At 38.9% G+C, this 25,665-nt stretch carries 26 protein-coding genes and 1 riboswitch; of the genes, 23 read left to right on the plus strand and 3 right to left on the minus strand.

Going from position 1 to position 25,665, the window contains the following annotated elements:
- Positions 1 to 26 precede the first annotated feature (26 nt).
- From ACOZ9X_RS06190 to ACOZ9X_RS06210, 5 genes are all read left to right on the plus strand, one after another.
- Positions 27 to 743: a response regulator transcription factor gene (locus ACOZ9X_RS06190; protein ID WP_423417410.1), complete on the plus strand. Its 717-nt coding sequence runs from the start codon at positions 27 to 29 to the stop codon at positions 741 to 743.
- Positions 740 to 2,539 carry an ATP-binding protein gene (locus ACOZ9X_RS06195; protein WP_423417411.1) on the plus strand — a complete coding sequence of 600 codons (1,800 nt, stop codon included), beginning with the start codon at positions 740 to 742 and terminating at the stop codon, positions 2,537 to 2,539. Before ACOZ9X_RS06190 ends, ACOZ9X_RS06195 begins: the two co-directional genes overlap by 4 nt.
- Positions 2,540 to 2,652: 113 nt before the next feature.
- Positions 2,653 to 2,836, plus strand: a riboswitch (cobalamin riboswitch).
- A gap of 160 nt (positions 2,837 to 2,996) precedes the next feature.
- A complete protein-coding gene (locus tag ACOZ9X_RS06200) occupies positions 2,997 to 3,398 on the plus strand; it encodes a DUF4430 domain-containing protein (protein WP_423417412.1) in 402 nt (133 codons plus the stop codon).
- Positions 3,391 to 3,921: an ECF transporter S component gene (locus ACOZ9X_RS06205; RefSeq protein ID WP_423417413.1), complete on the plus strand. Its 531-nt coding sequence runs from the start codon at positions 3,391 to 3,393 to the stop codon at positions 3,919 to 3,921. The genes ACOZ9X_RS06200 and ACOZ9X_RS06205 overlap by 8 nt, the downstream gene beginning before the upstream one ends.
- A gap of 244 nt (positions 3,922 to 4,165) precedes the next feature.
- A complete protein-coding gene (locus tag ACOZ9X_RS06210) occupies positions 4,166 to 4,978 on the plus strand; it encodes a histidinol-phosphatase (RefSeq protein WP_423417414.1) in 813 nt (270 codons plus the stop codon).
- 52 nt (positions 4,979 to 5,030) lie between these two features.
- On the opposite strand, the gene serA is transcribed toward ACOZ9X_RS06210, so the two are convergent.
- On the minus strand, positions 5,031 to 6,605 hold the full coding sequence (gene serA, locus ACOZ9X_RS06215; RefSeq protein WP_423417415.1) for a phosphoglycerate dehydrogenase: 1,575 nt from the start codon (positions 6,603 to 6,605) through the stop codon (positions 5,031 to 5,033).
- 193 nt (positions 6,606 to 6,798) lie between these two features.
- Positions 6,799 to 7,047: a ferredoxin gene (locus tag ACOZ9X_RS06220; protein ID WP_066395765.1), complete on the minus strand. Its 249-nt coding sequence runs from the start codon at positions 7,045 to 7,047 to the stop codon at positions 6,799 to 6,801.
- 305 nt (positions 7,048 to 7,352) lie between these two features.
- Here ACOZ9X_RS06220 and ACOZ9X_RS06225 point away from each other — a divergent pair, with 305 nt between their 5' ends.
- The 11 genes from ACOZ9X_RS06225 to ACOZ9X_RS06275 all read left to right on the plus strand — a co-directional run bounded on the left by ACOZ9X_RS06225 (position 7,353) and on the right by ACOZ9X_RS06275 (position 18,337).
- Complete coding sequence (locus ACOZ9X_RS06225; RefSeq protein WP_423417416.1) at positions 7,353 to 8,345, plus strand: helix-turn-helix domain-containing protein; 993 nt, start codon at positions 7,353 to 7,355, stop codon at positions 8,343 to 8,345.
- Positions 8,323 to 9,828 (plus strand): RecQ family ATP-dependent DNA helicase, encoded by a 1,506-nt coding sequence (locus ACOZ9X_RS06230; RefSeq protein WP_423417417.1) that lies wholly within the window; start codon positions 8,323 to 8,325, stop codon positions 9,826 to 9,828. The genes ACOZ9X_RS06225 and ACOZ9X_RS06230 overlap by 23 nt, the downstream gene beginning before the upstream one ends.
- 15 nt (positions 9,829 to 9,843) lie before the next feature.
- The gene (locus ACOZ9X_RS06235) at positions 9,844 to 10,461 is read left to right on the plus strand and encodes a lysostaphin resistance A-like protein (protein WP_423417418.1); all 618 of its coding nucleotides are present in this window, start codon (positions 9,844 to 9,846) and stop codon (positions 10,459 to 10,461) included.
- Positions 10,451 to 10,759 (plus strand): hypothetical protein, encoded by a 309-nt coding sequence (locus tag ACOZ9X_RS06240; RefSeq protein ID WP_423417419.1) that lies wholly within the window; start codon positions 10,451 to 10,453, stop codon positions 10,757 to 10,759. The genes ACOZ9X_RS06235 and ACOZ9X_RS06240 overlap by 11 nt, the downstream gene beginning before the upstream one ends.
- Before the next feature lie 200 nt (positions 10,760 to 10,959).
- A complete protein-coding gene (locus ACOZ9X_RS06245) occupies positions 10,960 to 11,412 on the plus strand; it encodes a DUF2663 family protein (RefSeq protein ID WP_423417420.1) in 453 nt (150 codons plus the stop codon).
- Between the two features lie 397 nt (positions 11,413 to 11,809).
- Complete coding sequence (locus ACOZ9X_RS06250) at positions 11,810 to 12,562, plus strand: metallophosphoesterase (protein WP_423417421.1); 753 nt, start codon at positions 11,810 to 11,812, stop codon at positions 12,560 to 12,562.
- 65 nt (positions 12,563 to 12,627) lie between these two features.
- Positions 12,628 to 13,536 carry a MerR family transcriptional regulator gene (locus ACOZ9X_RS06255; protein WP_423417422.1) on the plus strand — a complete coding sequence of 303 codons (909 nt, stop codon included), beginning with the start codon at positions 12,628 to 12,630 and terminating at the stop codon, positions 13,534 to 13,536.
- A gap of 102 nt (positions 13,537 to 13,638) precedes the next feature.
- The gene (locus tag ACOZ9X_RS06260) at positions 13,639 to 14,229 is read left to right on the plus strand and encodes a genetic competence negative regulator (RefSeq protein WP_144699332.1); all 591 of its coding nucleotides are present in this window, start codon (positions 13,639 to 13,641) and stop codon (positions 14,227 to 14,229) included.
- A 548-nt stretch (positions 14,230 to 14,777) separates the two neighbouring features.
- Positions 14,778 to 15,695, plus strand: a complete 918-nt coding sequence (locus tag ACOZ9X_RS06265) for a D-alanine--D-alanine ligase family protein (protein WP_423417423.1) — start codon at positions 14,778 to 14,780, stop codon at positions 15,693 to 15,695.
- Between the two features lie 262 nt (positions 15,696 to 15,957).
- A complete protein-coding gene (locus ACOZ9X_RS06270; RefSeq protein WP_066395738.1) occupies positions 15,958 to 17,241 on the plus strand; it encodes a Glu/Leu/Phe/Val family dehydrogenase in 1,284 nt (427 codons plus the stop codon).
- Positions 17,242 to 17,344: 103 nt separating this feature from the next.
- The gene (locus tag ACOZ9X_RS06275; protein ID WP_423417424.1) at positions 17,345 to 18,337 is read left to right on the plus strand and encodes a YpdA family putative bacillithiol disulfide reductase; all 993 of its coding nucleotides are present in this window, start codon (positions 17,345 to 17,347) and stop codon (positions 18,335 to 18,337) included.
- Positions 18,338 to 18,602: 265 nt separating this feature from the next.
- Here ACOZ9X_RS06275 and ACOZ9X_RS06280 read toward each other — a convergent pair whose 3' ends face one another.
- Entirely contained in the window at positions 18,603 to 19,571 is a 969-nt protein-coding gene (locus tag ACOZ9X_RS06280; protein ID WP_423417425.1) for an asparaginase, read from the minus strand.
- Between the two features lie 91 nt (positions 19,572 to 19,662).
- Here ACOZ9X_RS06280 and prsW point away from each other — a divergent pair, with 91 nt between their 5' ends.
- From prsW to ACOZ9X_RS06315, 7 genes are all read left to right on the plus strand, one after another.
- Positions 19,663 to 20,343 (plus strand): glutamic-type intramembrane protease PrsW, encoded by a 681-nt coding sequence (prsW, locus tag ACOZ9X_RS06285; protein WP_423417426.1) that lies wholly within the window; start codon positions 19,663 to 19,665, stop codon positions 20,341 to 20,343.
- Positions 20,344 to 20,585: 242 nt separating this feature from the next.
- Positions 20,586 to 21,458 (plus strand): spore cortex-lytic enzyme, encoded by an 873-nt coding sequence (sleB, locus tag ACOZ9X_RS06290; RefSeq protein ID WP_423417427.1) that lies wholly within the window; start codon positions 20,586 to 20,588, stop codon positions 21,456 to 21,458.
- 17 nt (positions 21,459 to 21,475) lie between these two features.
- Positions 21,476 to 22,825, plus strand: coding sequence for a germination protein YpeB (gene ypeB / locus ACOZ9X_RS06295; protein ID WP_423417428.1), 1,350 nt, complete (start codon positions 21,476 to 21,478; stop codon positions 22,823 to 22,825).
- A gap of 464 nt (positions 22,826 to 23,289) precedes the next feature.
- Positions 23,290 to 23,955: a flagellar brake protein gene (locus ACOZ9X_RS06300; RefSeq protein ID WP_423417429.1), complete on the plus strand. Its 666-nt coding sequence runs from the start codon at positions 23,290 to 23,292 to the stop codon at positions 23,953 to 23,955.
- Positions 23,956 to 24,013: 58 nt separating this feature from the next.
- Entirely contained in the window at positions 24,014 to 24,190 is a 177-nt protein-coding gene (locus tag ACOZ9X_RS06305) for a DUF5359 family protein (RefSeq protein ID WP_171005421.1), read from the plus strand.
- A 134-nt stretch (positions 24,191 to 24,324) separates the two neighbouring features.
- Complete coding sequence (cmk, locus tag ACOZ9X_RS06310) at positions 24,325 to 24,999, plus strand: (d)CMP kinase (protein ID WP_144699348.1); 675 nt, start codon at positions 24,325 to 24,327, stop codon at positions 24,997 to 24,999.
- 1 nt (position 25,000) lies between these two features.
- On the plus strand, positions 25,001 to 25,582 hold the full coding sequence (locus ACOZ9X_RS06315; RefSeq protein ID WP_197221219.1) for a lysophospholipid acyltransferase family protein: 582 nt from the start codon (positions 25,001 to 25,003) through the stop codon (positions 25,580 to 25,582).
- The last annotated feature ends 83 nt before the right edge of the window (positions 25,583 to 25,665 follow it).

Here is a 25,665-nt window from a genome sequence, read left to right on the forward strand (position 1 = left end):
AACTGATTTTAAGTGGAGGATTGAATATGGATACAGAAGCTAAAATTCTAGTTGTTGATGATGAAGAAAGAATTCGAAAACTATTAACGATGTATCTAGAGCGAGAGAACTACGAAGTTCACGAAGCAGAAAATGGTGAAGATGCCCTACAGATGGCAGTATCCATCAATTTTGATCTGATCTTGCTCGACCTTATGCTTCCTGGTATGGATGGGATTGAGGTATGTGAAAAATTAAGAGAAAAGAAAGCGACTCCTGTAATCATGTTGACAGCTAAAGGAGAAGAGCTTCATCGGATAGAAGGATTCGAAGCTGGTACGGATGATTATATCGCGAAGCCGTTCAGTCCAAGAGAAGTCATCTTACGGGTAAAAGCACTGTTAAGAAGATCTTCTCCAACAAAGTTCCTACAAACCGAGACGGTGGCTAAGAACGTTGTTGTGTTTAAGCACCTTACGATCGATCACGATGCTCACCGTGTAACAGCTGGCGGAAAAGAAGTTAACTTAACTCCTAAAGAATATGAGTTGTTGTACTATTTAGCAAAGACCCCAGATAAAGTCTATGCACGCGAACAACTGCTAAAAGATGTTTGGAACTATGAATTCTTTGGTGATCTTCGAACAGTTGACACACACGTGAAAAGACTTAGAGAAAAGCTTAATAAAGTCTCACCGGATGCTGCATCCATGATTGCGACGGTTTGGGGAGTAGGATACAAATTTGAGGTTGGGAATGAATGATCTGGAGAAGTGTAGTTGGAAAACTATGGATAACAATACTGTTATTAGTCTCAGTCGTTTTAACGCTTCTCACCATTCTTCTTACACAGTTCTTTGAATCGTTTTACGATGATCAAGCGCGGGATCAATTGACGAAGATGGCTGATCGAGTGATGTTGATTATGGAAAGCGATGAGAATAAGGAAGAAGCAATACGCATCACAAGTGAAATGGCTGAAGCATATTCCATGTCTATTATGATCATAGACGAAAATCAGGAATCCTTTATGTCTAAGAATTCTTACGATGATGCACCTTATATCCCTGTTTCTGTTTTCAAAGAGAATGATCAGTTATCAACTGTCGCAGAGAGTGGAAAAAAGATCTACGTAAACGGAGATTTTCCTGTTCTGAATAAAAATGATGAGACGATGCAAACGATGATCATCTACGGTGAACCTTACGGGTCGGGAGAAAATGCAGGAGCCGTTTACGTCTATCAATCCATCGAAAATGTGGAAAAGACAACGAACCATACAAAGTATCTCATCTTTTTAGCAGCGGGGATCGCAATCATTTTAACCACGATCTTTGCGTTCTTCTTATCTACACGAATCACAGCACCATTAAGAAGGATGAGAGAAGCCGCAACGTCTGTAGCAAAAGGTGAGTTTGATATGAAAGTGCCGATTCTAACCCATGATGAGATCGGCGAACTTGGCATGACATTCAACCGTATGGGCAGACAGTTAAAAAACAACATCACAGCATTGAACCAAGAAAAAGAGCAGTTAACGAGTGTTTTAAGTTCTATGGCTGATGGTGTGATCACCTTTGACAGAAAAATGAACATCCTTGTTACGAATCCTCCTGCTGATCGATTCCTACAGGCATTTTATTACGAATCAGGCATGAAGACAGAGGTTAACGGAAACGTTCCTGAGACGGTCAAACAGCTCTTTGGACAAGTTGTTGCACTCGAGAGTGAACAGATGACAGAGATTGCGATACAAGGCCGTTCGTGGGTAGTTGTAATGACGCCACTGTATGACCAGTCTTTAATACGAGGAGCAGTCGCTGTTCTTCGAGATATGACAGAAGAACGACGAATGGACAAGCTTAGAGAAGATTTTGTAGCGAATGTTTCACATGAATTGAAGACGCCGATCGCTATGCTTCAAGGATATAGTGAAGCAATCGTAGATGATATCGCAGAATCTGAAGAAGAGAAGAAAGAGTTAGCAGGTATCATTTTAGACGAATCGAAACGTATGGGGAGACTAGTTAACGAACTTCTTGATCTAGCAAGATTAGAAGCGGGTCATATGAAGCTTCACTATAGCTCTCTTCCAATTATTCCTTTTGCAGAAAGAATCGTGAGAAAATTTCAAGGTCCAGCAAAAGACAGAGAGATTCAATTAAATCTAGAGTTTAAGAAAAATCTCAAAAGTCTGCAAGAGGAGATAAATATCGATCCAGACCGGATTGAGCAGGTCTTAACCAATTTGATCGATAATGCGATACGTCATACTTCTCAAGGTGGATTTGTTAACCTGACTGTAGAAGTGAGCGATCAGAACGTGAAGTTCTTTGTTAAAGACAATGGAACAGGTATTAAAGAAGAAGATCTGCCGTTTGTTTTCGAACGCTTTTATAAAGGTGATAAAGCAAGAACAAGAGGAAAATCAGGTGGAACGGGTCTTGGACTTGCCATTGCAAGAAACATAGTGGAAGCACATGGTGGTCAGATCAGCGTTCACAGTAAGAATAATGAAGGTACAACATTTTCTTTCGTTATTCCGCGAACGTTGAAATAAATTAGCAATACGTCCCGATTAATCTTGTTTCATAAGGAACAAAAGCACATATTAAAAAAGGATTTCACAAATTTCTCCAATATGTTTATAATAGAAATTGTGATTTCATAAAATTTCATAAGTGTTAAACAGGTGCAGTCCTTTATTGGACGAGCTTAATAGGGAAAACGGTTAGATTCCGTTGCGGTCCCGCCACTGTAATTGTGAGAATCCTATAGTTTCGCCACTGTGAAAACGGGAAGGCGTTAGGAGACGATGATCAAGAGCCAGGAGACCTGCCTGTTTGTTACATGACATGACCTACGAGGATAGGGGGGTGTTTAACAGTACCGGGGCCGGTTGCTGTTTTCTGCCTGTATACTATTAATCTCCTTCGTAGCCGAAGGGGATTTTTTTAGTTGCGTAAAGTAAGTTGTAGTACCAAACAAAGCGTTTTTATAACAGAAAGAGGTAAATCATGAAGAAATTACTTTTAGTATTAGCAACAATGATGATGATGTTAGTAGGCTGTGGAACGACTGAAACGAAGGAAACAGGTGATCAACCGAAACAAGAAGAAACGAAAAAAGAACAAGTAACGGTTCAGATCACAAAAGATAACGGTAAAGAAAAAGTTACGGAAAAGAAAGTTGATATCGCAAAAGATGCGACGATCATGGACGTGATGCAAGATAACTTTAAGATTGAAACACAATACGATGGTGCATTTATCAGCAGTATTGAAGGCGTGGCTGGAAGCGAACAGGAGAAAACATCTTGGTTCTTTTCTGTAAACGGTGAAGAAGCGATGAAGGGTGCTAAGGATATTACATTAAAACCTGGTGATGTCGTAGAATTCGATCTTCACAAATATGAATAAGCTGACAGTCAAACGAATTACGATCATCGCCTTACTTGCTGCTATATTGACAGTAGGCAGAATCGCCTTTTCAATGATACCCAATGTTCAGCCGAATACGACGATACTCATACTCGCTTCATTCGTACTCGGTCCAGCTCAAGGGCTCTTACTTGCGATATTGAGTACGATCACAACCAACCTATTTTTAGGACATGGCTTGTGGACGTTCGGTCAGATGTTTGCATGGGGGCTGATAGCCGTTATGAGCGCATACTTAGGCAGGTACAGACATAACATACCTTGGTTGTTACTTCCAATCTATGCTGGGTTCTGTGGCTTTTTGTTTGGTTTCATCATGTCCGTAATCTTTGGCGGAATCATCATGCAGAAATTCTGGCCATATTACTTAGCGAGTCTTCCTTTTGATTTAAATCACGCTATTGGTAACGTAGTGTTCTTTATCGTTCTATACAAACCACTACTTTACGTGATGGAAAATTATATTAATAAAGATGTAAGTCAAAAAGCTGCCTTTGAATAGGTAGCTTTTTTTCTTTGAAAAAAACAGGTTCAAAAAAATGAACAGCTGAATAGGATGATAAAGTTGATTTTACTTTTACCTAGGAGGACCCTATGCGAGATTATCTGAACCGTTTTTTTGCTGTGATCTTTTTAATGATGTGCTTAAGCGTCTTATTTATCGGCGGTAAATTGGGAGCATAAACTCTTGAACGAACAAGGAATTCATGGTACATATGGTAAAACGTTTTAAAAAGGAGATTAATATGCTGACAGATTACCACTCTCATCTCGAAAAAGGAACATTGACAATCGATTATCTAAAACAATTTGTAGACACGGCAAAAGAGAAGGGAATACAAGAGTTTGGAATCTCGGAACACGCGTATCACTTTTATGAAACAAAAAACATCGTATCAAAACCATGGATGGAAGAAAGACGCTATTACAAGATGGACGATTATGTAGATCTGTTCAACCGTGCAGATCAGTTAGGAATGGACGTCCGCATGTCGATCGAAATGGATTATACGCCAGGAAAACACGCTGAGATGGAGACTTTTATAAAATCCTATCCATTCGATTATGTGATCGGTTCTGTACATTGGGTCGAAGATTTTGGGATAGATCTTGCAGAATACCGAAAAGAATGGGACCGTCGAGATCTTTATGAAACGTATCGTTCGTACTATGATCAAATTGTAACACTTGCAGAATCAAATCTATTCGATATTGTTGGACATATCGATCTAGTCAAGATTTTTAAATATGTCCCAACTGACCAAGAATTTTTATTAGAACAGTATGAGCGCATAACGGATGCGTTGAAAAATTCAAAGACCTGTGTAGAGATCTCATCAGCGGGTCTAAGAAAACCTGTCGGACGAATCTATCCAGAACCAGAACTCCTATCACTTTGCTATAAAAAAGGGATACCGATCGTACTCTCTTCAGATGCTCATGAACCTCATCAAGTGGGAGAGAACTATGAGGCGTCGATAAAGCTTGCAAAAGAGATCGGTTACACGAAGCTGATGACTTTTCAGGATGGGGAAAGAAAAGAAGTAGATTTAGGATAAACAGATAAAAAAGCTCTGCAATCATCATGCAGAGCTTTTTGCTATCTCTATACTATAGATCCAAAGGTTTGCACACGAGAAGATCCTCAATGCTCACGAGCTCCTTCTGAGTAGATTCTGGAAGCTGCGTGTCAAAGGTAAGGACCATCATGGCTTCACCGCCAGCTGATTTACGTCCAACGTGCATCGTTGCGATATTTATGTTTCGTTCTCCTAAGAAAGCTCCTACTTTTCCGATAATTCCTGGAGTATCACGATGTTCGATGTACAGAAGAGAGCCTTGTGGTACAAAATCAACCGTATAACCGTTCAACTTGATGATTCGTCCTCCAAAACCTTTAACGAGTGTCGCTGAAAGAGTAAAAGTTGTGTTCAGGCCAGTGATTTTTACGTGGATGATATTCGGATAACCGTGATCGTCGGTTCCGTGCTTTTCACCTACTACGATTCCTTGTTCCTTTGCGGCCACCATACTGTTTACATCGTTAACAGGGCGATCTAGTCTCGTTTTTAGGAAGCCACACAAAAAACTGCGTGTAAGGGAAGTAGTATCAGTTTCTGATAATGATCCCCCGTAGCCGATTGAAATCTCTGAAACAGGTTCTTTAAAGAACTGAGTCGTAAAAGAACCAAGAAGATTTGAGAAATCATAATAAGCAATCAGTTTTTCATACGTATCTTTTGATAGTGAAGGGAAGTTCACCGCGTGTTTTAATGGTTGATGTAGAAAATGCGATCGAATCTCATCGCTCGCCATATAGGCTACATTTTTCTGCGCTTGCACCGTAGATGCAGCAATATGAGGTGTAACGATCACTTTAGGATGATCGACTAAAGAGCGGCTGACGGGCGGTTCTTGTTCAAAAACGTCAAGAGCGCAGCCGGATAGATGACCATTATCCAAGTAGTGTAGAAGAGCTTCCTCATCGATGATGCCGCCGCGAGCACAGTTTAAAATAAACGCACCTTTTTTTGCATATTTTAAGTTATCAAGATTTAATAGTTTATGGGTATCTTTTGTAAGCGGAGTATGAACGGTGATAACGTCACTCTGCTGGATTAACGTATCGAGATCAACAGATGTAACGGATAGTTCTTTTTGTTTTTCTTTTGGAAAATAAGGATCAAATACAAGAACGTTCATGGAGAAGCTTTTTGCGCGCTTCGCAAGTTCAGAGCCGATTCGTCCCATACCGACGATACCGAGTGTTTTTTGGTAAAGTTCTTGCCCTGTATACTTTTTGCGGTTCCATTCACCTTGTTTTACAGATTGATTAGCTTGAGGAATGTTGCGGACCAATGCCATCATCATGGCCCAAGTATGTTCTGCAGTAGAGATGGTGTTTCCTTCAGGTGCGTTTACTACGAGTACACCTCTTTTTGTCGCTGCGTTCAGATCGATATTATCTACACCAACACCAGCTCGTGCAATGATTTGAAGTGAGGGCAGCTGATTCAATACTTCTTCTGTAATCTTTGTTGCACTGCGTACCATGATTCCTTGAATGTTTTCTGGTTGCGTGATTTCGTCAAGTTTTCCGAAGATCAGTTCAACACTTTCAAGTCTTACTAACGGTTCAACACCTTCACTCGTTATTCCATCACAGACTAATACGGTTGCTGTCACAGTTCCACCCCTTGTCTATCTTTATGAATAGCATCAATATTTTGATAATTTATCACATTCTGACGATAGGTACAACTATGATTTTTAAGATAGCGTTTTCAAAGAACAAGAAAACTAATTGACAATGAGAATCATCCTTAATAAAATAAATAAAAAACCCTCTAGTGTAAGAGGGTTCCAGATAAGATGAAAACTATTCGAATTTCAATGCATCACCGTCGAATGACTCATCAGAAACTTTAATGGAGTCTGTAGGACAGCCTTCGAATGCATCTTGCATATCTTCTAACAATACATCTGGAATTTCAACGATTCCTTGGTTATCGTCTAGAGTTACAAACGCAATTCCTTCGTCGTCATAATCGTAAATGTCTGGTGCTGCAGCTCCGCATGCTCCACATGCGATACAAGTTTCTTTGTCAACAATCGTATACTTTGGCATAATGAATACCTCCTAAGGAATTGAAAAAATACCCGCTTACATATTTAACCATTTTAAATTAAGGGTCTACTAATCATATTGTAATAAGTATCCCTCTACATTTCAATAGAAAATTAGGACCTCGTCATATCTTTTATTCCCAATCTTCCTCTTAATATAACACTTTTACGCTTAAATTTCCTTAAATCTGATAAGATAGATTATATGATAAAGTGTGGTGATTTATTATAGATATTTGTCATGTTGCATTATTAGATATCTTTCAAAAAGTGAACGGTAGCAGAAAAAGCTCAGGCGTCTATTATATGGTTACAGGAAAGAAAACGGCGCAATCATTGTCTGACAGTCAATGGTTCGGTATTGAACGATATTATGCCGCTTTTAAGGGCATGGCACATGAAACGTTTACTGAAACCATTCATAGCTTAATAAAAGAAAAGTATATGCACGCTTTAGAAGACCATGTTTATATCCTTACTGAAAAAGGTGAAGAATTTCTTAAGTGTGAGAATGATAGATTATCATACCTAAAGCATTTAAACGGACTAAAGTATGCCTCAATAGAGACTTCCTGTTGGCAAGTAATTACGTTATATGTACAATCTCTTTCCAATTCGCTTTATGGGAATTTCAATTATTCACCAGTAGTAAGAGATTTCTCAGTAATTCAAAAAGTTAAATCTGTTTTTCCTAAGTCAGATTTGGAAAGAAAGGATCAAGCGGCAGAACTCTATTCTGAAGTATCACAGATACTGTTTGAACATGATAAGGTGTCAGCGGATCTATTTGTTAAGAAACTGTCTGGTTACAATAGAATCGGCAGTACATTTGAGCAGATATCCAGGGTTGAAGGAATAAGTCTACAAGAGACTGTCCTTCGTTTCAGGGCGGTCTTGCATTCTCTCATACAAAAAGTAACCTCAGAAAAGATTGATTTTCCTATGCTGTACTCTTTAATAGGTTCGTATGCAGAAGCTCCAGCATTAACGAATTCAGCATCGATAACTTATAAAATGTTAAATAACAATAAATCAATAGAGGAAATCATGAGCGTTAGAAATCTTAAGATCAGCACACTAGAAGATCATCTTGTCGAGATCGCAAGAGAAGTTCCAAATTTTTCTATGATCCCTTACATTGATGAACAAGAATTTTTGAAGGTGAAAAACTATTACAGGAAAACGAATGAAACGAAGCTTCGCCCATTTAAAGATGCCTTTCCACATCTGTCCTATTTTCAGATTAGGCTAGTACTTGCAAAAGAGGGTGGTAAACATGCAACCGGAAGAAGCACTTAGAGAATTATATGGATTTTCAACGTTTAGATCTGGTCAAAAAGAAATTATTACTGACCTGCTTTCAGGAGATGATGTGTTAGGTATGCTGCCGACTGGTACGGGAAAAACATTAATCTATCAGATGACTGCACATCTATTGAAAGGAAGAGCACTTATCGTTTCTCCATTGGTATCTTTGATGGAAGATCAAGTAGATCAGTTCAAACAAGCTGGATTCAAGAGAACGGTCGCGCTTAACAGCTTTTTAGATCAGGGTGAGAAACAAATCATCCTAAAAAGAATACAAGATTATCAGTTTGTGTTTGTGAGTCCTGAAATCCTCCAAAACTCATACATTCGTTCTATTCTGCTGTCAGTTAGTTGGTCGTTATTCGTAGTTGATGAAGCTCATTGCATCTCACAATGGGGTCATGAATTTCGTCCTTATTATTTGGAGTTAGCAAATATGAAAAAAGCGATGGGAAATCCGCTTTGTCTTGCATTAACAGCAACGGCAACAAAAAAAGTACAAGCTGATATCCTTCATCATCTAGACATGAAGACTGCAAAAGTACATATTCATAGTGTGAACCGTCCGAACATATCTATCTTTGTTGAACGCTTTGACGAACATGATCAGAAAGTGGAGCGAGCAATCAAGCTGGTTCAACAGCTTAAGGGTCCGGGCATCATCTATACGAATACCAGGAATGCGGCAGAACGGCTAGTGAAAAAATTTCAAGATCATGAAATAGAAGGGATCGCTTATTATCATGGTGGCATGAATGCGGATGAGAGACTTCTTGTACAAAAACAATATCTTGAATCACAGCTGAACATTATTGTTTGTACGAATGCTTTTGGAATGGGAATAAATAAATCGGACATCAGATTTGTCATTCATTTTCACACACCCTCTACCATTGAAGGATATGTTCAAGAAATAGGAAGAGCGGGCAGAGACTTGAAACCTTCTGCAGCTGTCCTCTTGTATCATCCTGCTGATCTTGAGATACCGTACCATTTTATTGATCAAGAACTGCCTGATCAAGTACAAATTGATTATTTGTTTTCCGATCATGAACAGTTAAAAGAGAATACCTACAGAGAAAATCTGAAACTTGTTGGTTTATCTGAAACAGGTCAAAGATTCATGGAATATCACTTGAAAAAAGCAGATGTTCTAGATAAACGAAATCTAGATGTAGATGTTGAGGAAAAAAATGTGCTGATCTCGACAATAAAATTCACGATTGAGAATAGAAAAGCTGATAAAATAGATGCATTGATGGCGATTGAAAAGTGGGCAACAAGTAATGAGTGTAAACGAAGCGGATTGCTGAGATATTTCGGAGAATCCGGACCTGAACAACATTCAATGTGCTGTGGTCATTGTGGAACAGACCTTTCAAACTTTTATGGAAAGCAAGCATCACGCAACACTTCTTATGGATTATGGAAAGATGAACTAAAACGACTTTTAAGACAGGAAGTGTACAACTAAAGGATGAGGAATTCTGTGAAGAACAATTGGATCGACCAGATCACACCGAGAGAACTTTTGTTAAACGTCTATTTTTCGCAAAGCTTGTTTATGTTAGCGGCGTTAGGACTTGCATTCTTCTTTAACGTTTCATTTCCATGGGTTTTGCATGACATTGACCTTTCGATAAACGAATGGCTGCTTGCGATAAGTACGGGATTGTTCCTTCCTTTTTTATCAATTCAGTTAAAAAAGAGGTTACCGGAAGAATCGCTAGATGATGGCGGAATCAACGAAAAGATTTTTGGTTCACTCTCATACATTCATATCTTTTTTCTAACAGGCATAATTGCTTTTGCTGAAGAGTGGCTCTTTCGCGGAGTCCTTCTATCACTTTTAGGTCTATTTATAACGAGTATTATTTTCGCTGTCCTGCACGTTCGTTATATAAAAAAACCAGTCCTATTTAGTATCGTATGTGGCTTAAGCTTTTGGCTAGGTATGATCTATGAGATGACAGATAACATATGGGTCCCTTTCATCGCTCATTTCTTGATCGATTTTATTTCTGGATGCTGGATAGCTAAACAAAACAAGAACAACAACAATATTATTGACGGCGAGAGTAGGAGTGTGGATCTAGATGAAGAATGATCAGGCGGAGCGTTTGAGAAATAGAACAGCGGATCATACAACTGCTGCTGTACAACATGTTCATTCTTTGCCTTCAAGAACAGAAGTGCATGGTAAAAAGAGAGAAAACGAAAGAAAACAAAAAAACGCTAAAAAAGAAAAGAGAAATACAACTTTTTTAGTTACTCGATTACTCTTAGCTGCTTTTATTCTTTTGATTGGAATAACAGTTACTTATAAACTGTGGTCAAAAGATCTTTATATTCCTGTACAAAGTGAAGATCGAGAAGGTGTTGAACAAGTAGAGATTGAGGAATAAAGACCGCCTGGTTATGTATGTCCAGACGGTCTTTTTTTGATTGCAAGTATTCTTTTATTCCATTCCCTTAAAACGTTTGTTGGTGTTTTTTTATCGTCTGCTCAAGATTGAAACGAAGGGCTTGTTACACGGACTATCAATTATTAAAAAGCATGAATCTGCTTGTATAGGCATAGTAATGTGTACAGGAGGTTATGCGAATGAATGCACTGAATCACTGGAAGATAAAGCCCTTTGTAAATGAATTGACAAGTATAGTGTTAGCACAGCTTGTTGATAAAAAAGCTGAAAAAGACAAGTGGAAAAAAGCCATCAACCAATGGGGATTATCGATGATTTTTGTTGTACTAGCAACCTTCGTCTACCTTTACTACTATAAGCTTCCAACAGCCTCTAGATATTCAAATCCATTAACATTGTTATTCTCTGATGAAATGGTATGGATCTGTACAGGTTTTATAATTTTTGCGAGCTTTTATATGATCTGGATGAAAAAGAAGTACAAAAAAGCTGATGATGATTTTGAAGCGATCAGAAAAGATTTTATAGATCGAAACGAAGAATGGTGGAGTGATGAGGAACAATGGAACCAGAGGCACGTCGTTTTTGAATTTATGAAACATGAATATAATATAAATATTCTTCACAAATAAAGAGATTTATTGACAGGGGCAGCCAAAAAATAAACAAGAATCTCGATCGTGGCGCTGACCTTGGATAACGACGGTCATTTCACAAAAATGATCGATTCTTCCGAATGCAAGCGTTTCGTGTTTTTCCATGCAATACACTTCTATAGGAAGGCCGAGTCGCATGCTATAAGACAGCTCCAGGTCTGTCACGAGAGATTTATTCTTCAATTTAGTTAATGTCATGATGTTTTTCCTCTCCTCTTAGTTTGGTTAATCATGTAAATTAATCATACGTGAAATTTACATTTTTTTCAACCGATCTTTTTAAATATTCAAAAAATTAACAGTGAATCCATTCTCCTTAGGATGCTTAAAGAAAATATGATATGATCATTTACATTCATATCAGGAGGGCACAATGATCTTTTTATATTTAGTCATTTTAGCTGGTACAACGCTATTATTATATATGTATATTGAAGCGCATCGAAATCGTGTCATTCACGATTCCATCAAGATTGCAAAACTGCCAAAGTCATTTGAAAATTTTAAGATCTTTTTTATTTCAGATGTTCATAAGCGTGAAATATCTGAGAAAATTATCAAAGAATCAGGGAAAGCTGATCTCGTTGTAATCGGTGGTGACCTTGTTGAAAAAGGAGTTCCAATGAAGAAGGTAGAAGATAATATCAAGCGCCTTTCAACGATTGGACCTGTCTTCTTTGTATGGGGGAACAATGATTACGATGTTGACACGAAACAGTTAGCTTTCACGATCCAAAATGAAGGTGCAAAGATATTAGACAATACGAACGTCTGTATAAAACGAAATAATGATGTTATCGAATTGGTTGGAGTAAATGATACATCCTTAGGTTTTGCCTCATTAAAAGATGCACTTAAAGAATGCCAGACTTCTTGCAGGATATTAATTAGTCATAATCCTGATATTTCAAAACACATCAACGGTGAAGATAACATCCAGCTTGTTTTAACGGGGCACACTCATGGAGGACAAATCCGTGTTGGACCGTTCGGTATAGCAAAAAGAGGCGGCTGGTATGAAGAGTTAACACATACCTTATTAGTGAGCAACGGCTATGGAGCTACACATCTACCTTTACGATTAGGTGCACCTAGTCAAACCCATTTGATAACCTTAACACGGTAAAAAGTTTACATTACAACGTTTTATTCGATATACTCTTCTTAACCTATTTATTGGAGGAAGAACGGATGCCTAGTGAAGGGAAATATAACATTAAAGCGGTTTCGAAGATGCTCGGCATTCAAGCAGGAACTTTAAGAGCTTGGGAAAGACGCTATTCAATAGTAAAGCCAAACAGAAATGAAGCTGGCCACCGACTTTACACCGACGAGCAAGTTTACATACTAAAATGGCTAGTAAATAAAGTGAATCAAGGTTTTACGATCAGTCAAGCGGTTGATGTTGCCCAAAATGGGGAACTTTATAAAGAAGTAGCTCCTTTTACAATTGAAAATACAGATCGTGCAGCAGAAATGGGTAATTTGATTCTAGATGCTCTTTTATCCTTTCAGGAGAGGAAAGCAAATGATCTTTTGAGCCAAGCTTTCAGTATGTATAATTTGGAAAAAGTCATTATTGATATTTTGGGTACATTATTAGTACGCGTAGGACACCTTTGGGAAGAACAAAAAATTACTGTTGCGCACGAACATTTTACTTCATCCTTTTTACGTAGTAAGATTGGACAACTCATTCAATGGCTTCCTTCTGATCCATATTTACCAAAGGTTATTGCTGCGTGCGGATTAGATGAAGAGCATGAACTAGGGCTTCTGATGTTTACACTGTTCTTAAGAAGAAAAGGATTTGAAGTTATATACTTAGGACATGGAATACCAAAACGAGACTTTGAGGTTGTGATGAAAGAAGTAGAACCTAAGATGGTATTTTTCTCATGTACGATCGCTGAGAACTCTAAGAAAACCTTGGAGTGGGCAAACAGCCTGAAGAAAGAATTTCCGAATACCGCATTTGGTGTTGGAGGTGCTGCGATCAATCATATCTCTTCAGAAACGCAAGAGAAGTACGAATCATTCTTAATTGGAAATACGAAGTTAGAATGGGACGACTGGATTGCTCAGAAGCTGAAAAATTAATAGCCTAGGTTTTATATTTTGTTGGATGTTTATCACCAACTTTTTGCAAACTCATATATTGATATTAAGACATAATAGCGCCGATCGTAAGGGGGACCAGAGATGCGGGTAGAACGGTTAACCTATAACAAAATAAAAATCTTCCTAACTTTTGATGATCTGAATGAACGTGGTATTTCTAAGGAAGAAATATGGCAGGATATTCCTAAAGTACATCAGCTCTTCCGTGACATGATGACTGAAGCTGATGATGAAGTAGGATTTAAAGCTGATGGTCCTATCGCGGTTGAAGTTTTTTCACTTCCAGCTCAAGGTATGGTCGTAATTGTTACAAAAGGAATAAACGAGTATGAACTAGAAGAAGAATATGATGAAGATTATATAGAAATGCAAGTCACGTTAGATGAGAACGATGAGATTTTCTATGAATTTTCGTCTTTCGAAGACGTTATTCTACTTGCAAAACGCCTTCATTCTCTAGAGATTAAAGGTGGTACTCTGTATTCGTTTAATAATCACTTCTACTTAAAGTTTGAAGAAGATGAGGTCCAGCCAGTAGACCTTGATCTGTTCATTGCTCTTCTAGCTGAGTTTGGAAGCTCCTCGACGATTACGAGCTATCGAGTTATTGAGTATGGAAAAGAATTAATGAAGTCCGATGCAATAAGCGAACTGTATCGGTATTTTAAGTAACTGCAAAAGAGAGGGGCGCAAATTTTTGCGTCCTTATTTATTTGGAAAAGACACTTTTCTAAGCGGTTTTTTTAGAGATTGTCTCTTTTAAATTCTTGTATCCCATGAAAGTTGATTGTAGTACAAGATGGGAGACTGCTATAGGACAGGCGGGCAGTTCGAAAAAGTGGAAGTGGCTCGTTCAGCCCCGACAAGCAAAAGGTGAATGAGCAAGGAAGGCGCACTTTGCCTTCTGGATCATTTAGCTTTTGACCTCGAGGGGCTAGCCACTGTAACTAGAAAGATGAGACACTTAAAGTGAAACTTACCAATGTGACTCACCGCCTGCCCCACGGAAAGCGAGCAATGGAACGGAAATCAACTACTCTTACAGTGCAACACTTCATAAGTAAAAGATTGAACAGAAAAGAAATTGTCATGTATATATCATTGTGAATTTAGAGACAAAACGTGTTATGATTATTAATATTTTTTACATCCACTGAACCGATTTGACGGCAGGGAATATAATATATACATAAACTTTTGGGCTAGGAGTGACCAAGAAGATGAAAATAGCAGTATTATATGGCGGTGTTTCTGCTGAGAGAGAAGTATCCTTATCAACAGGAAAGCAGATCATCTCTGCGCTTGAAAGCAAAGGTCATGAAGTAACAGGAATTGACTTTCATCCTTCTCGACTTAAAGATTTGTTAGAACTTGAAGCTGACGTTGTATTTCTAGGACTTCATGGAAAGTATGGAGAAGATGGAAGGTTACAAGGTCTTTTAGATATGATGGAAATTCCTTACGTAGGTTCAGGTGCTCTAGCATCAGGAATCGCTATGGATAAGGCTAAATCCAAACAGTTCTTTAAAGACGCAAACATCAATATAGCAAAAGAAAAAGTTCTTTACAGAAAGTCTTATGATGAGAAGCAGTTGGAACTCTCTTTTGATTTTCCAGCAGTAGTAAAGCCGAATAGAGAAGGATCAACAATCGGCCTTACTATCGCTCAAAATCATGATGAACTATTAAAAGGAATCGCTGAAGCATTCCTGCATGACGATACGATTCTCGTTGAACAATTCGTAAGCGGGAAAGAGGTTACCGTAGCTGTGATGGGGGAACATAACAACTATAAAGCCCTTCCTGTGGTCGAGATCGAGCCTAAGAATGCTTTTTATGACTATGAGTCTAAGTACGCAGAAGGTGGAAGTATCCACTATGTTCCTGCAAGAATTGATGAGAGTACAACGGCTAAGCTACAAGAACAAGCAGTCCGTGCTCATGAAGTTTTAGGCTGTGAAGTGTATTCGCGAGTTGATTTTATCGTTCCACACGATGGTTCAGAACCAGTTATCTTGGAAGTAAACACGTTACCAGGCATGACACCGACTAGCCTGTTCCCTGATGCAGCGAAAGAGATTGGAATGGACTATCCTACAATGATTGAAAAGTTAATCGAGCTATCTTTTAAAAAGTAATAAAGAAAAATATGATTGAAGAAAAATTAGTGTGTTCTCCACCTCTGTAATGAGGTGGGGATTACATCATATAAGCAGTGGACAAGCACAATAGGTATATTGGCAGAAAATTAGCTATTTTCTCAACAGTCCGTGACTTAAGAAAGCGTTTACTTTTTAGGCGAAAATCACTAATTTTCTCTTCTCTTTGCTTATACAAAGGTGTATACTGACGATGAAGCTTGACTAAACTCTAGAGGTGACGAATATGGGAGGTAAACAAATGACAGCCCAAAATAACACAGACCAAAAATCCGACAATCATCATGAAAATGACAATGTACTCCAATCCACGCAATCCGTAATCGCGGATGCGCTCGATAAATTAGGATACTCTTCCGAAGTTTATGAGTTATTAAAAGAACCGATTCGTATGTTGACCGTTCGAATTCCGGTCAAGATGGATGATGGAAGTACAAAGATTTTTACAGGATATCGTGCCCAGCATAATGATGCTGTTGGTCCAACCAAGGGCGGCGTTCGTTTTCATCCGAATGTATCAGAAACAGAAGTAAAAGCGCTATCAATCTGGATGAGCTTAAAAGCAGGTATTGTTGATCTGCCGTACGGTGGAGGAAAAGGCGGAATTATTTGTGATCCGCGTACTATGTCTTTCAGAGAACTTGAAAGATTAAGCCGTGGCTATGTAAGAGCGATCAGCCAGCTAGTTGGACCGACGAAAGATATTCCAGCTCCAGACGTATTTACAAATTCGCAGATCATGGCTTGGATGATGGATGAGTACAGCAGAATCAGAGAGTTTGATTCTCCTGGATTCATTACAGGGAAACCACTTGTACTAGGTGGATCTCATGGCCGTGAAACAGCAACTGCTAAAGGTGTTACGATCTGTATCCGTGAAGCAGCAGTGAAAAAGGGTATCCAGCTTGAAGGTGCTCGAGTAGTCGTACAAGGTTTCGGTAACGCCGGAAGCTTCCTTGCTAAATTCATGCACGATGCTGGTGCAAAAGTAATCGCGATCTCGGATGCATATGGTGGTCTATATGATCCAGAAGGATTGGACATCGATTATCTGCTTGAACGTCGTGATAGCTTTGGAACCGTAACAAAGCTTTTCAAAGATACGATAACAAATCAAGAACTGTTAGAGCTTGATTGTGATATTTTAGTACCTGCAGCGATCGAGAACCAAATTACTGAAAAGAATGCAAACCAGATCAAAGCTTCGATCGTTGTTGAAGCAGCGAACGGACCAACTACACTTGAAGCGACTAGAATCTTATCTGAAAGAGGAATCCTTTTAGTTCCAGACGTATTAGCAAGTGCTGGTGGAGTAACTGTATCTTATTTTGAGTGGGTACAGAACAACCAAGGTTATTACTGGACAGAAGAAGAAGTAGAAGAAAAACTTGAACGAGTAATGGTAAAATCGTTTGAGACCGTTTATACAACAGCCATGAACAGAAAAGTGAACATGAGACTAGCCGCTTATATGGTTGGTGTTCGTAAGATGGCTGAAGCATCACGCTTCAGAGGCTGGATTTAAATTTTTGCAAACTCATACCAAATCTCCTATCATATGATGATAGGAGATTTTTTTTGGCATGCTAAGAAAATGAATAACAGTGTTTTTTGGAGTGGTGAAAAAAGTGAATATAGACGTTTGTATTATTGGTGGAGGGCCATGCGGATTGTCAGCAGCTCTTGCACTGCAGAAAAAAGGAATTTCTTACTGTGTGATTGAAAAAGGAAACGTAGTGAATACCATCTATCAATATCCAACGCATCAAACATTTTTTAGCTCGAGTGAAAAACTTGAGATCGGAAACTTTCCTTTCGTTCATGAACAACGAAAACCGAAAAGAATTCATGCGCTAACGTACTATCGTGAAGTAGTTAAAAGAAATAACCTTCAAGTTCGAACGTTTGAAAAAGCAAAATCGGTCACCAAACAATCTGATGGAACGTTCAAGATCGAAACAACCAATCGTAAAGATGAAACGATAAGTTATGATGCCAAATATGTCATCATCGCAACAGGGTATTATGATAACCCAAATCGATTGAACATTGAAGGAGAAGACCTGCCTCATGTTCATCATTATTTTAAAGAAGGTCATCCTTATTATGATCTCGATGTTGCTGTGATCGGCGGGAAAAATTCTGCAATCGACGCAGCTTTAGAACTGGAAAAAGCTGGTGCTCGTCCTCATGTCTTTTACAGAGGAAGTTCTTATTCGCCGAGCATCAAACCATGGGTACTCCCAGAATTTGAAGCATGTGTGAAGGCAGGCAGCATCAAGATGACATTCAATGCCTGTGTAAATAGAATAACAGAAGAGGGTATGTATGTTACTGAAGGAGAGAGTGGATCTGAAACGTATCATCCGTTTCATGCTGTGTTTGCCATGATAGGCTATCACCCTGACCACTCGTTCTTATCAAAAATGGGTGTGGGAATCGATACAGAAACTGGACGTCCTTCTTTTTCTGAAGAAACGATGGAAACAAACGTGGAAGGTCTATTTATCGCAGGTGTAATTGCGGCAGGTAACAATGCAAATGAGATATTTATCGAGAATGGAAGGTTTCACGGTGAAGTGATCGCTGAAACGATAGAGAAACGAAAAAAGAACCGATAACGTTTTGTTATCGGTTTTTTGTATGTTATTTGTCTAAATTTACAATGAATGGGGGTATTAAGCCGGTAAATTTTGTCTTATTTTGCCGACTCGCCGGTATATGCGTAAAACTCGCCGGAATAGAGCAAAAACTCGCCGTAATAAGTCCGATATATCTTGAATTATCACTGGATTTTCTCAAATTAGCTGACTTTATACCCCTTATGGTATAACTTGGAATTTGTTATAATAATTAAAACCTCTATTTTTTTACTGGGAATTTCCGTTATTGCAGAAAAAGTCGTTGCAATTGATGAGGTTCACTAGTATTTTCTAAGGCGATCATAAGTTTTAATCGTGCTTTTTGTCCGTTTAGACCGTTTGAGAAGATCGCGCCAATTTCTTTTAAGTGCTTTCCTCCACCTTCATACGAGTAGATGTCTTGAGCGATTCCGTTGAAACATCTTGATACGAGTACAACAGGTATTCCTTTAGCAATGAGTTCTTTTATGGCAGGCACTGTTGCAGGAGGCAAGTTTCCTTGACCTAATGCTTCTATGACAACACCATCTGCTGAATTAGTTGCCGCTTGGATCAAATTACCGTCCATTCCTGCATATGCTTTAAGTAAAACGACGTTTTTTGTAAAGTTCTTTACATGAAAGAAGTCTGAACGAATGGTTGTGTGATGGAACAGAACTCCTCGTTTTGTTACGATACCGATCGGTCCATATTGAGGACTTTGGAATGTCGCGATGTTGCTCGTGTGAGTCTTCGTAACATTTTTTGCAGCGTGGATCTCGTCGTTAAACACAACAAGAGTTCCTTTGCCTAACGATTGATCCTCACAGGCAACTCGTACAGATGAGATCAGGTTGTATGGTCCATCTGAACCGTGTTCGTTACTTGATCGCATTGCACCCGTGACAATCACTGGAATTGATGTTTGCAATACAAGATCTAATACATAAGCCGTTTCTTCCAGCGTGTCTGTTCCGTGAGTGATGACGATTCCATCGAATTGATCAGAATCCTTTTGTGTAGTAATAAATTGTGCTAACTCCAGCATATGGGCAGGAGTAATATGAGGAGAAGGCAGATTCACATAATTTTTCACCGTTATTTCTGCTAGATCAGACAGTTCTCTGAGGGTCGCCTCTAGTGGGTGTGTTTCCTTCGTATTAACGCCGCCTGTGGATTTGTTCTCTTCCATAGCGATCGTGCCGCCAGTATGAATCAATAATATCTTTTTCAAGATTAACGCCCTCCTTATTCTTTGTGTTCGCTATTCCACTTCTTAAAATATCATGTTACGATATAAAAAAACAGTAGAAAAGAGGCAGGACATGCTAGCTGTAATTTCTGCAGCGGTGGCTCCGGCTATTGCTCTATTATCCTTTTTTTATCTAAAAGATAAATATGAGACCGAACCATTATCATTGGTGGTCAAAGTATATATATTTGGCGTACTTCTCGTCTTTCCAATCATGGTTATTCAGTTTGGAATTACCGAAGAGATGAACGTACCTTCCTTTGTTGAGGCCTTTTTTGTTAGTGGTACATTAGAAGAGTTCTTCAAATGGTTCTTAGTGTTCTATGGAGCTTACCTTCACGAAGAGTTCAACGAGCCATATGATGGTATCGTGTATGCAACAGCGTTGTCTTTAGGATTTGCATCTTTAGAAAACATCTTTTATCTCTATACGTTTGGGATTGAAGAAGCGTTGGTCCGAGCACTTCTGCCTGTAAGTGGTCATGCTTTGTTCGGAGTGATCATGGGCTTTTATTTAGGAAAAGGGAAGTTTTCAACAGGAAGAAGGAAAAAGATCTACCTTACACTGTCACTCCTTTTACCTGTTGTTTTACACGGTACGTTCAATTTCTTGTTGTTATCCAGCACAAAGTATATTTTCTTTTATATGTTCCCATTTATGATTTTCTTATGGTGGTTCGCTCTTCGGAAAGTAAGAATCGCCAATACGGCTATAACTCCATACACAAATCCAGATGCGAAGACCGGAATTTAACCGGTCTTCTTTTATTTTATTATCAAAAAATATAACTTGTTAGCACGATGTCATTCGACGTGGCAACAAGTTAAGGTAGATAGTATAAGCGCAACTAAGGCAGACTTGAAGAGCTTGGCGTCAGCCAAGTTTTCTTTATTGTGAACCATGAGTCTTTGAAAGCTGAATAAAAAAAAACAGATTACAAATGATATCTGTATAACACGAAAATGGAGATTAAATTACAGGAGGCTTACTTTCTCATGAAAAGAAATTCAGCTTACATAAAGGGAGCATTTTTTGCAATCGCCCTTTGTTTTGGGCTTTTAGCTGGATTTGGTCAGAATAATGCACAAGCATTTTCAAACCAAGTCGTTCAAGTGGGAGCAACGGGTGAAGATGTAGTTGAACTTCAGTCGAGGCTTCAATATTTAGGTTTTTACACGGGGAACATCGATGGTGTTTTTGGATGGAGAACGTATTGGGCATTACGAAACTTCCAATATGAGTTCGGTCTACCGATTGATGGTTTAGCAGGTGGTACGACAAAGAATAAGTTAGCAAAAGCTTCTAAATACGATAAAGCTTGGGTAAATAGACAGATTGACACCGGCAAGAAGTTTTCTTATTACGGCGGTGAGAAGAAAAGTGCAAAAAGTGGCGCGGCTAAAGGCGGCACTGCAAAAAGTGGCACACCTAAAGCTGGCTCTGCAAAAGGAGCAGGGAAACCTAAAGCAAAAGCTGCTCAAGTTAAACCGGCAAAAAATATTCCTAATGGTTATTCCCAGAACGATGTGAATTTGATGGCTAATGCTGTTTATGGTGAATCTCGTGGTGAGCCTTATATCGGTCAAGTCGCAGTAGCAGCAGTTATTATCAACCGCGTAAATAGTGCTTCATTTCCAAACACCGTTTCTGGTGTAATCTTCGAACCAGGAGCATTCACAGCAGTTGCGGATGGCCAGATCTATCTAACGCCTAATGCACAAGCGAAAAAAGCGGTCATGGATGCATTGAACGGCTGGGATCCAACAGGAGAAGCTGAATATTATTTTAACCCTGATACAGCTACATCAGGCTGGATATGGACTCGTCCTCAAATCAAAAAAATCGGAAAGCACATTTTCTGTAACTAATAAAGGGGTGAACTGATATGATACGCACGATCCTAATTGTACTGTTGTTCGTTGCAGTAGCAGGAACAGGCTATTGGGGCTACAGTGAACATCAAGAAAAGAATGCTGTACTTCTTCAAGCAGAAAACAACTATCAACGCGCTTTTCATGACTTGAACTTTCATATGGATTCTCTTCATGACAAGATTGGCGAAACAATCGCTATGAATACACGTAATCAGCTATCTCCAGCATTGGCTCAAGTATGGAGACTAACATCAGAAGCTCATAATGATGTAGGTCAACTGCCTCTGACGCTATTACCATTTAATAAAACAGAAGAATTTTTAACAAAGATGGGCGAATTCAGTTATCGAGCAGCAGTACGCGATCTAGACAAGAATCCGCTTAGTGACAAAGAATATAATACATTAAAAGAATTATATGCAAACTCAACTGAAATCCAAAACGAATTAAGAAAAACAGAATCACTCGCTCAAAAGAACAACTTGCGTTGGATGGATGTTGAGATGGCACTAGCTACGAATAAACAGCCAGAAGACAATACGATTATTGACGGATTTAAGACTGTTGATAAATCAGTAGAAGGCTATTCAGACGTAGATTTCGGAACTGAAGTATCCAACATGGAAAAAATGAAAGACCGTGATCTTAGTCAGTTAAAAGGTAAAAAGATCACAAAAGAAGAAGCCAAAAAGATTGCGATCGATTTCTTCCAATTAAAGAAAAACGTGAAGATCACAGTAGAAAGCACTGGAAAAGATGCAAAGTACGACGCATACTCGCTAACGTTATATAACCCAGATACAAAAGGTACAACATACATGGATCTTACAAAAAAGGGTGGATATCCACTTTACGTCCTTTACGATCGTAACGTTGGGAAGGCAAAAATCTCACTGAATGAAGCGATGCTTCAAGCCGATGACTTTTTGAAAAAGCATATGGAAAGTCAAATGGAGATGGTAACGAGTGATCAATACGATAACATCGGAGTGTTCACTTATGCTCGACTCGACAACGGTGTAAGAATCTATCCTGAAACCGTTTCTGTAAAGGTAGCATTAGATAACGGAGACATCATGGGGTATGAAGGCACTGACTTCCTACTTGCACACGTTGACAAAAGAACACCAACATTTAAGATTTCCGAACAAGAAGCAAGAACAAATCTTAACCCTAAGTTCCAAGTAAAAGAAACAAGCAAGGCATTGATTCGAAACGATATTAACGAAGAAGTGTATTGCTACGAATTCCTAGGAATCCTAGGCAATGATACATTCCGCGTTTTCATAAACGCAGAGAACGGAAACGAAGAAGAAGTAAGAAAGCTTAAAGAAGCAGAGCCATCTTACAACGATATTTAAAAGAGTAGTATATCTTCCATTTCTACAAAATGATTATCGAGAAAAATGTTTTGATCTATGGCTCCTTGGCAAGTTGATTGGAACGGAGGGTGCGAGACTCCTGGGGGATGAGCGGGACAGTCGAAAAAGTGAAAGTGGCTCGTTTAGCCCTGACAAGCAAAAGGTTAATGGATTGGAAGGCGCTCTTTGCCTTTAAATCCATTTACCTTTTGACCTCGAGGGGCTAGTCACTGTAACTAGACAGGTGAGACTTCTAAGGGTGCGGAGCGCCGAGAAGGCTCACCGCACGCCCCCCGGAAAGCGAGTATCCCAGAGTGGAAATCAACTACTTACAAGTACTTCAGATACTACAAAAACTTTTTATTAAAGCAAAATTTCGAAACTTGAAATTTTGCTTTTTCTTTTATTTTGAAACTGTCATAATAAGGTAGAAAGATAAGAAAGCAATGTATGGGGGAAGTTTGATGATTACAGTGGGTGAACCGTTATATTTAGAGCCGTTGTTTTCGGACAAAAAAGATAAATATCGCTGCAAAGTGTTCGATGTAAAAGAGGGTCATCTTTACATTGATTATCCGAGTAACGAGAAAACAAATCGCACAGAATATTTTTTTGATGGAACACAGTTTAAAGCCTCTTTTGTAGATAAAGAGAGGAACGTCTACACATTTCGAACAGAGCTTTTAGGTAGAAAAATCGAAAATATTCCAGTATTGATGATCACTTCTCCGAAAGAAGAAGAGATACATAAGATTCAGCGGAGAGAATTTGTAAGGGTAGAAACGATGATAGACACGTCGGTTGTTAACCAAAATGATGCTTATTTACCTTTTAACTCTGTTATTCTCGATCTAAGTGCAGGAGGGATGCTTCTTTCTCTTCCGGTTGTTCATTCCGTCAAGAACGAAGACCAGTTGAACTGTCTTGTGGTTTTTCCTATGCAATCTGGAGAAAAACTGTATCTAGACCTAGACTGCACAGTTTTAAGAGTATTTGATGGAGGAGCAGGCGGACGGCAGAAAGCTTCACTTAAATTCGGGGAAATTACGCAAAGAGACCGACAGTATATTATCCGATTCTGCTTCGAACAGCAACTGCTTCAGAAGAAAAAAGAGAGCGCGAGTCTATAGAAGTGTATAGAGTTTTTCTTTTTGGGAAAAATACTCCCGAAAAGAAGGTGACGTACTTATGAAACGATTTGAACGAATATTGATTCAGCTAGCCGTAGTTCATTTTATTTTACTAGTTGCCGCGCAATTTTTGCTTGAGATTCCTTCCTTTAAGTTATATACAAACAAAAGCATCTATTACGAAGGAGTCATCAAGAATGACCAACAACCAACTTTGGAAACCATAGACCGTTAAACAACATGTATGGTAATATACATATAGATTAAGTCTGATGAATTCAGATTTATACACAGAAAAAAAGCAGGGGATACTCACCTGCTTTTTTATTGCTATGTATGCATAGTCATAGGTATGGGGTAGGAGGAAACATGAAAAAATTATTATCGATCGCCATTGATGGACCGGCTGGAGCAGGAAAAAGCACGGTAGCCAAGCAAGTAGCTGAACGTCTTTCTTTCATTTACATTGACACGGGTGCTATGTATAGGGCACTAACGTATAAAGCTCTTCTAAAGGGAGCAAACCTTAATGATGGACGCGAACTAGAAATCGTTTTAAATGATACAGATATTAAATTAGTAATCACCGATGGTGGACAAGCTGTACTTCTTGACGGAAAAGACGTATCAGAAGAGATTAGAACAAGTGAAGTAACGAATAATGTATCTTTTGTTGCAAGACAGCAAGAAGTACGAACTGAAATGGTAAAAAGACAGCAGCTACTAGCTGAATCTGGCGGAGTAGTCATGGATGGCCGTGATATCGGTACACACGTTATGCCTAACGCGGAGCTTAAAATTTTCTTGATCGCTTCTGTAGAAGAAAGAGCACGCAGACGCTATGAAGAAAATATAACAAAAGGGTTCGAAGCAGATTTCGAACTTTTAAAAAGCGAGATTGCATTAAGAGATAAACGTGACAGTGAAAGGGAAGTAGCTCCACTAAGAAAAGCAGAAGATGCTATCGAACTGGACACAACAAGTATGACGATCGAAGAGGTAGTTTCAAGCATTCTTCATTATGCAAAAGAAAGGGCTTTGTAAAATGATGCTTTATTCTTTCGGAAAATGGCTATGTGGGACATATTTTAAAGGAACATATAAGCCAGAAATTGTTGGAGCAGAAAATGTGCCGAAAACAGGAGGCATACTTCTTTGTTCCAATCATATCCACAACTACGATCCACCGCTTGTAGGGGTCGCTTCACCACGAGATGTGCATTTCATGGCAAAAGCAGAGCTCTTTTCGGTACCGGTTTTAAAACATATCCTTCCGAAGATCAACGCATTTCCTGTAAAGCGCGGGATGAGCGACAAAACGGCATTAAAAACAGGGATGAACCTTTTAAAAGAGGGAAAAGTTGTAGGATTGTTTCCAGAAGGAACCCGCTCAAAAACGGGAGAGATCGGAGAAGGCCTAGCGGGAGCCGGTTTCTTTGCTCTTAAATCAGATGCTCACATCGTTCCTTGTGCGATCGTTGGAGAGTACCAAAAAGGAAAAAAACTGAAAGTCGTATTCGGTAAACCAATCGACTTTACACATTTTCGGGAGCAAAAAGCTTCCGCAAAAGAAGCGACAGAGCTTATAATGAAACATATAGCTCAGTTAAAAAAAGAGCATGAATAACTAAATTACTTACTTATCTTTAAAGATGAACTTTGAGTTGTTTTGTAAACTTCTTTGAATATTGATTGAAGTGTAAGGTGCGA

Origin of the sequence: Fictibacillus nanhaiensis, from assembly GCF_049537595.1 — a bacterium.
Taxonomy (GTDB): Bacteria; Bacillota; Bacilli; order Bacillales; family Fictibacillaceae; genus Fictibacillus; species Fictibacillus nanhaiensis_F.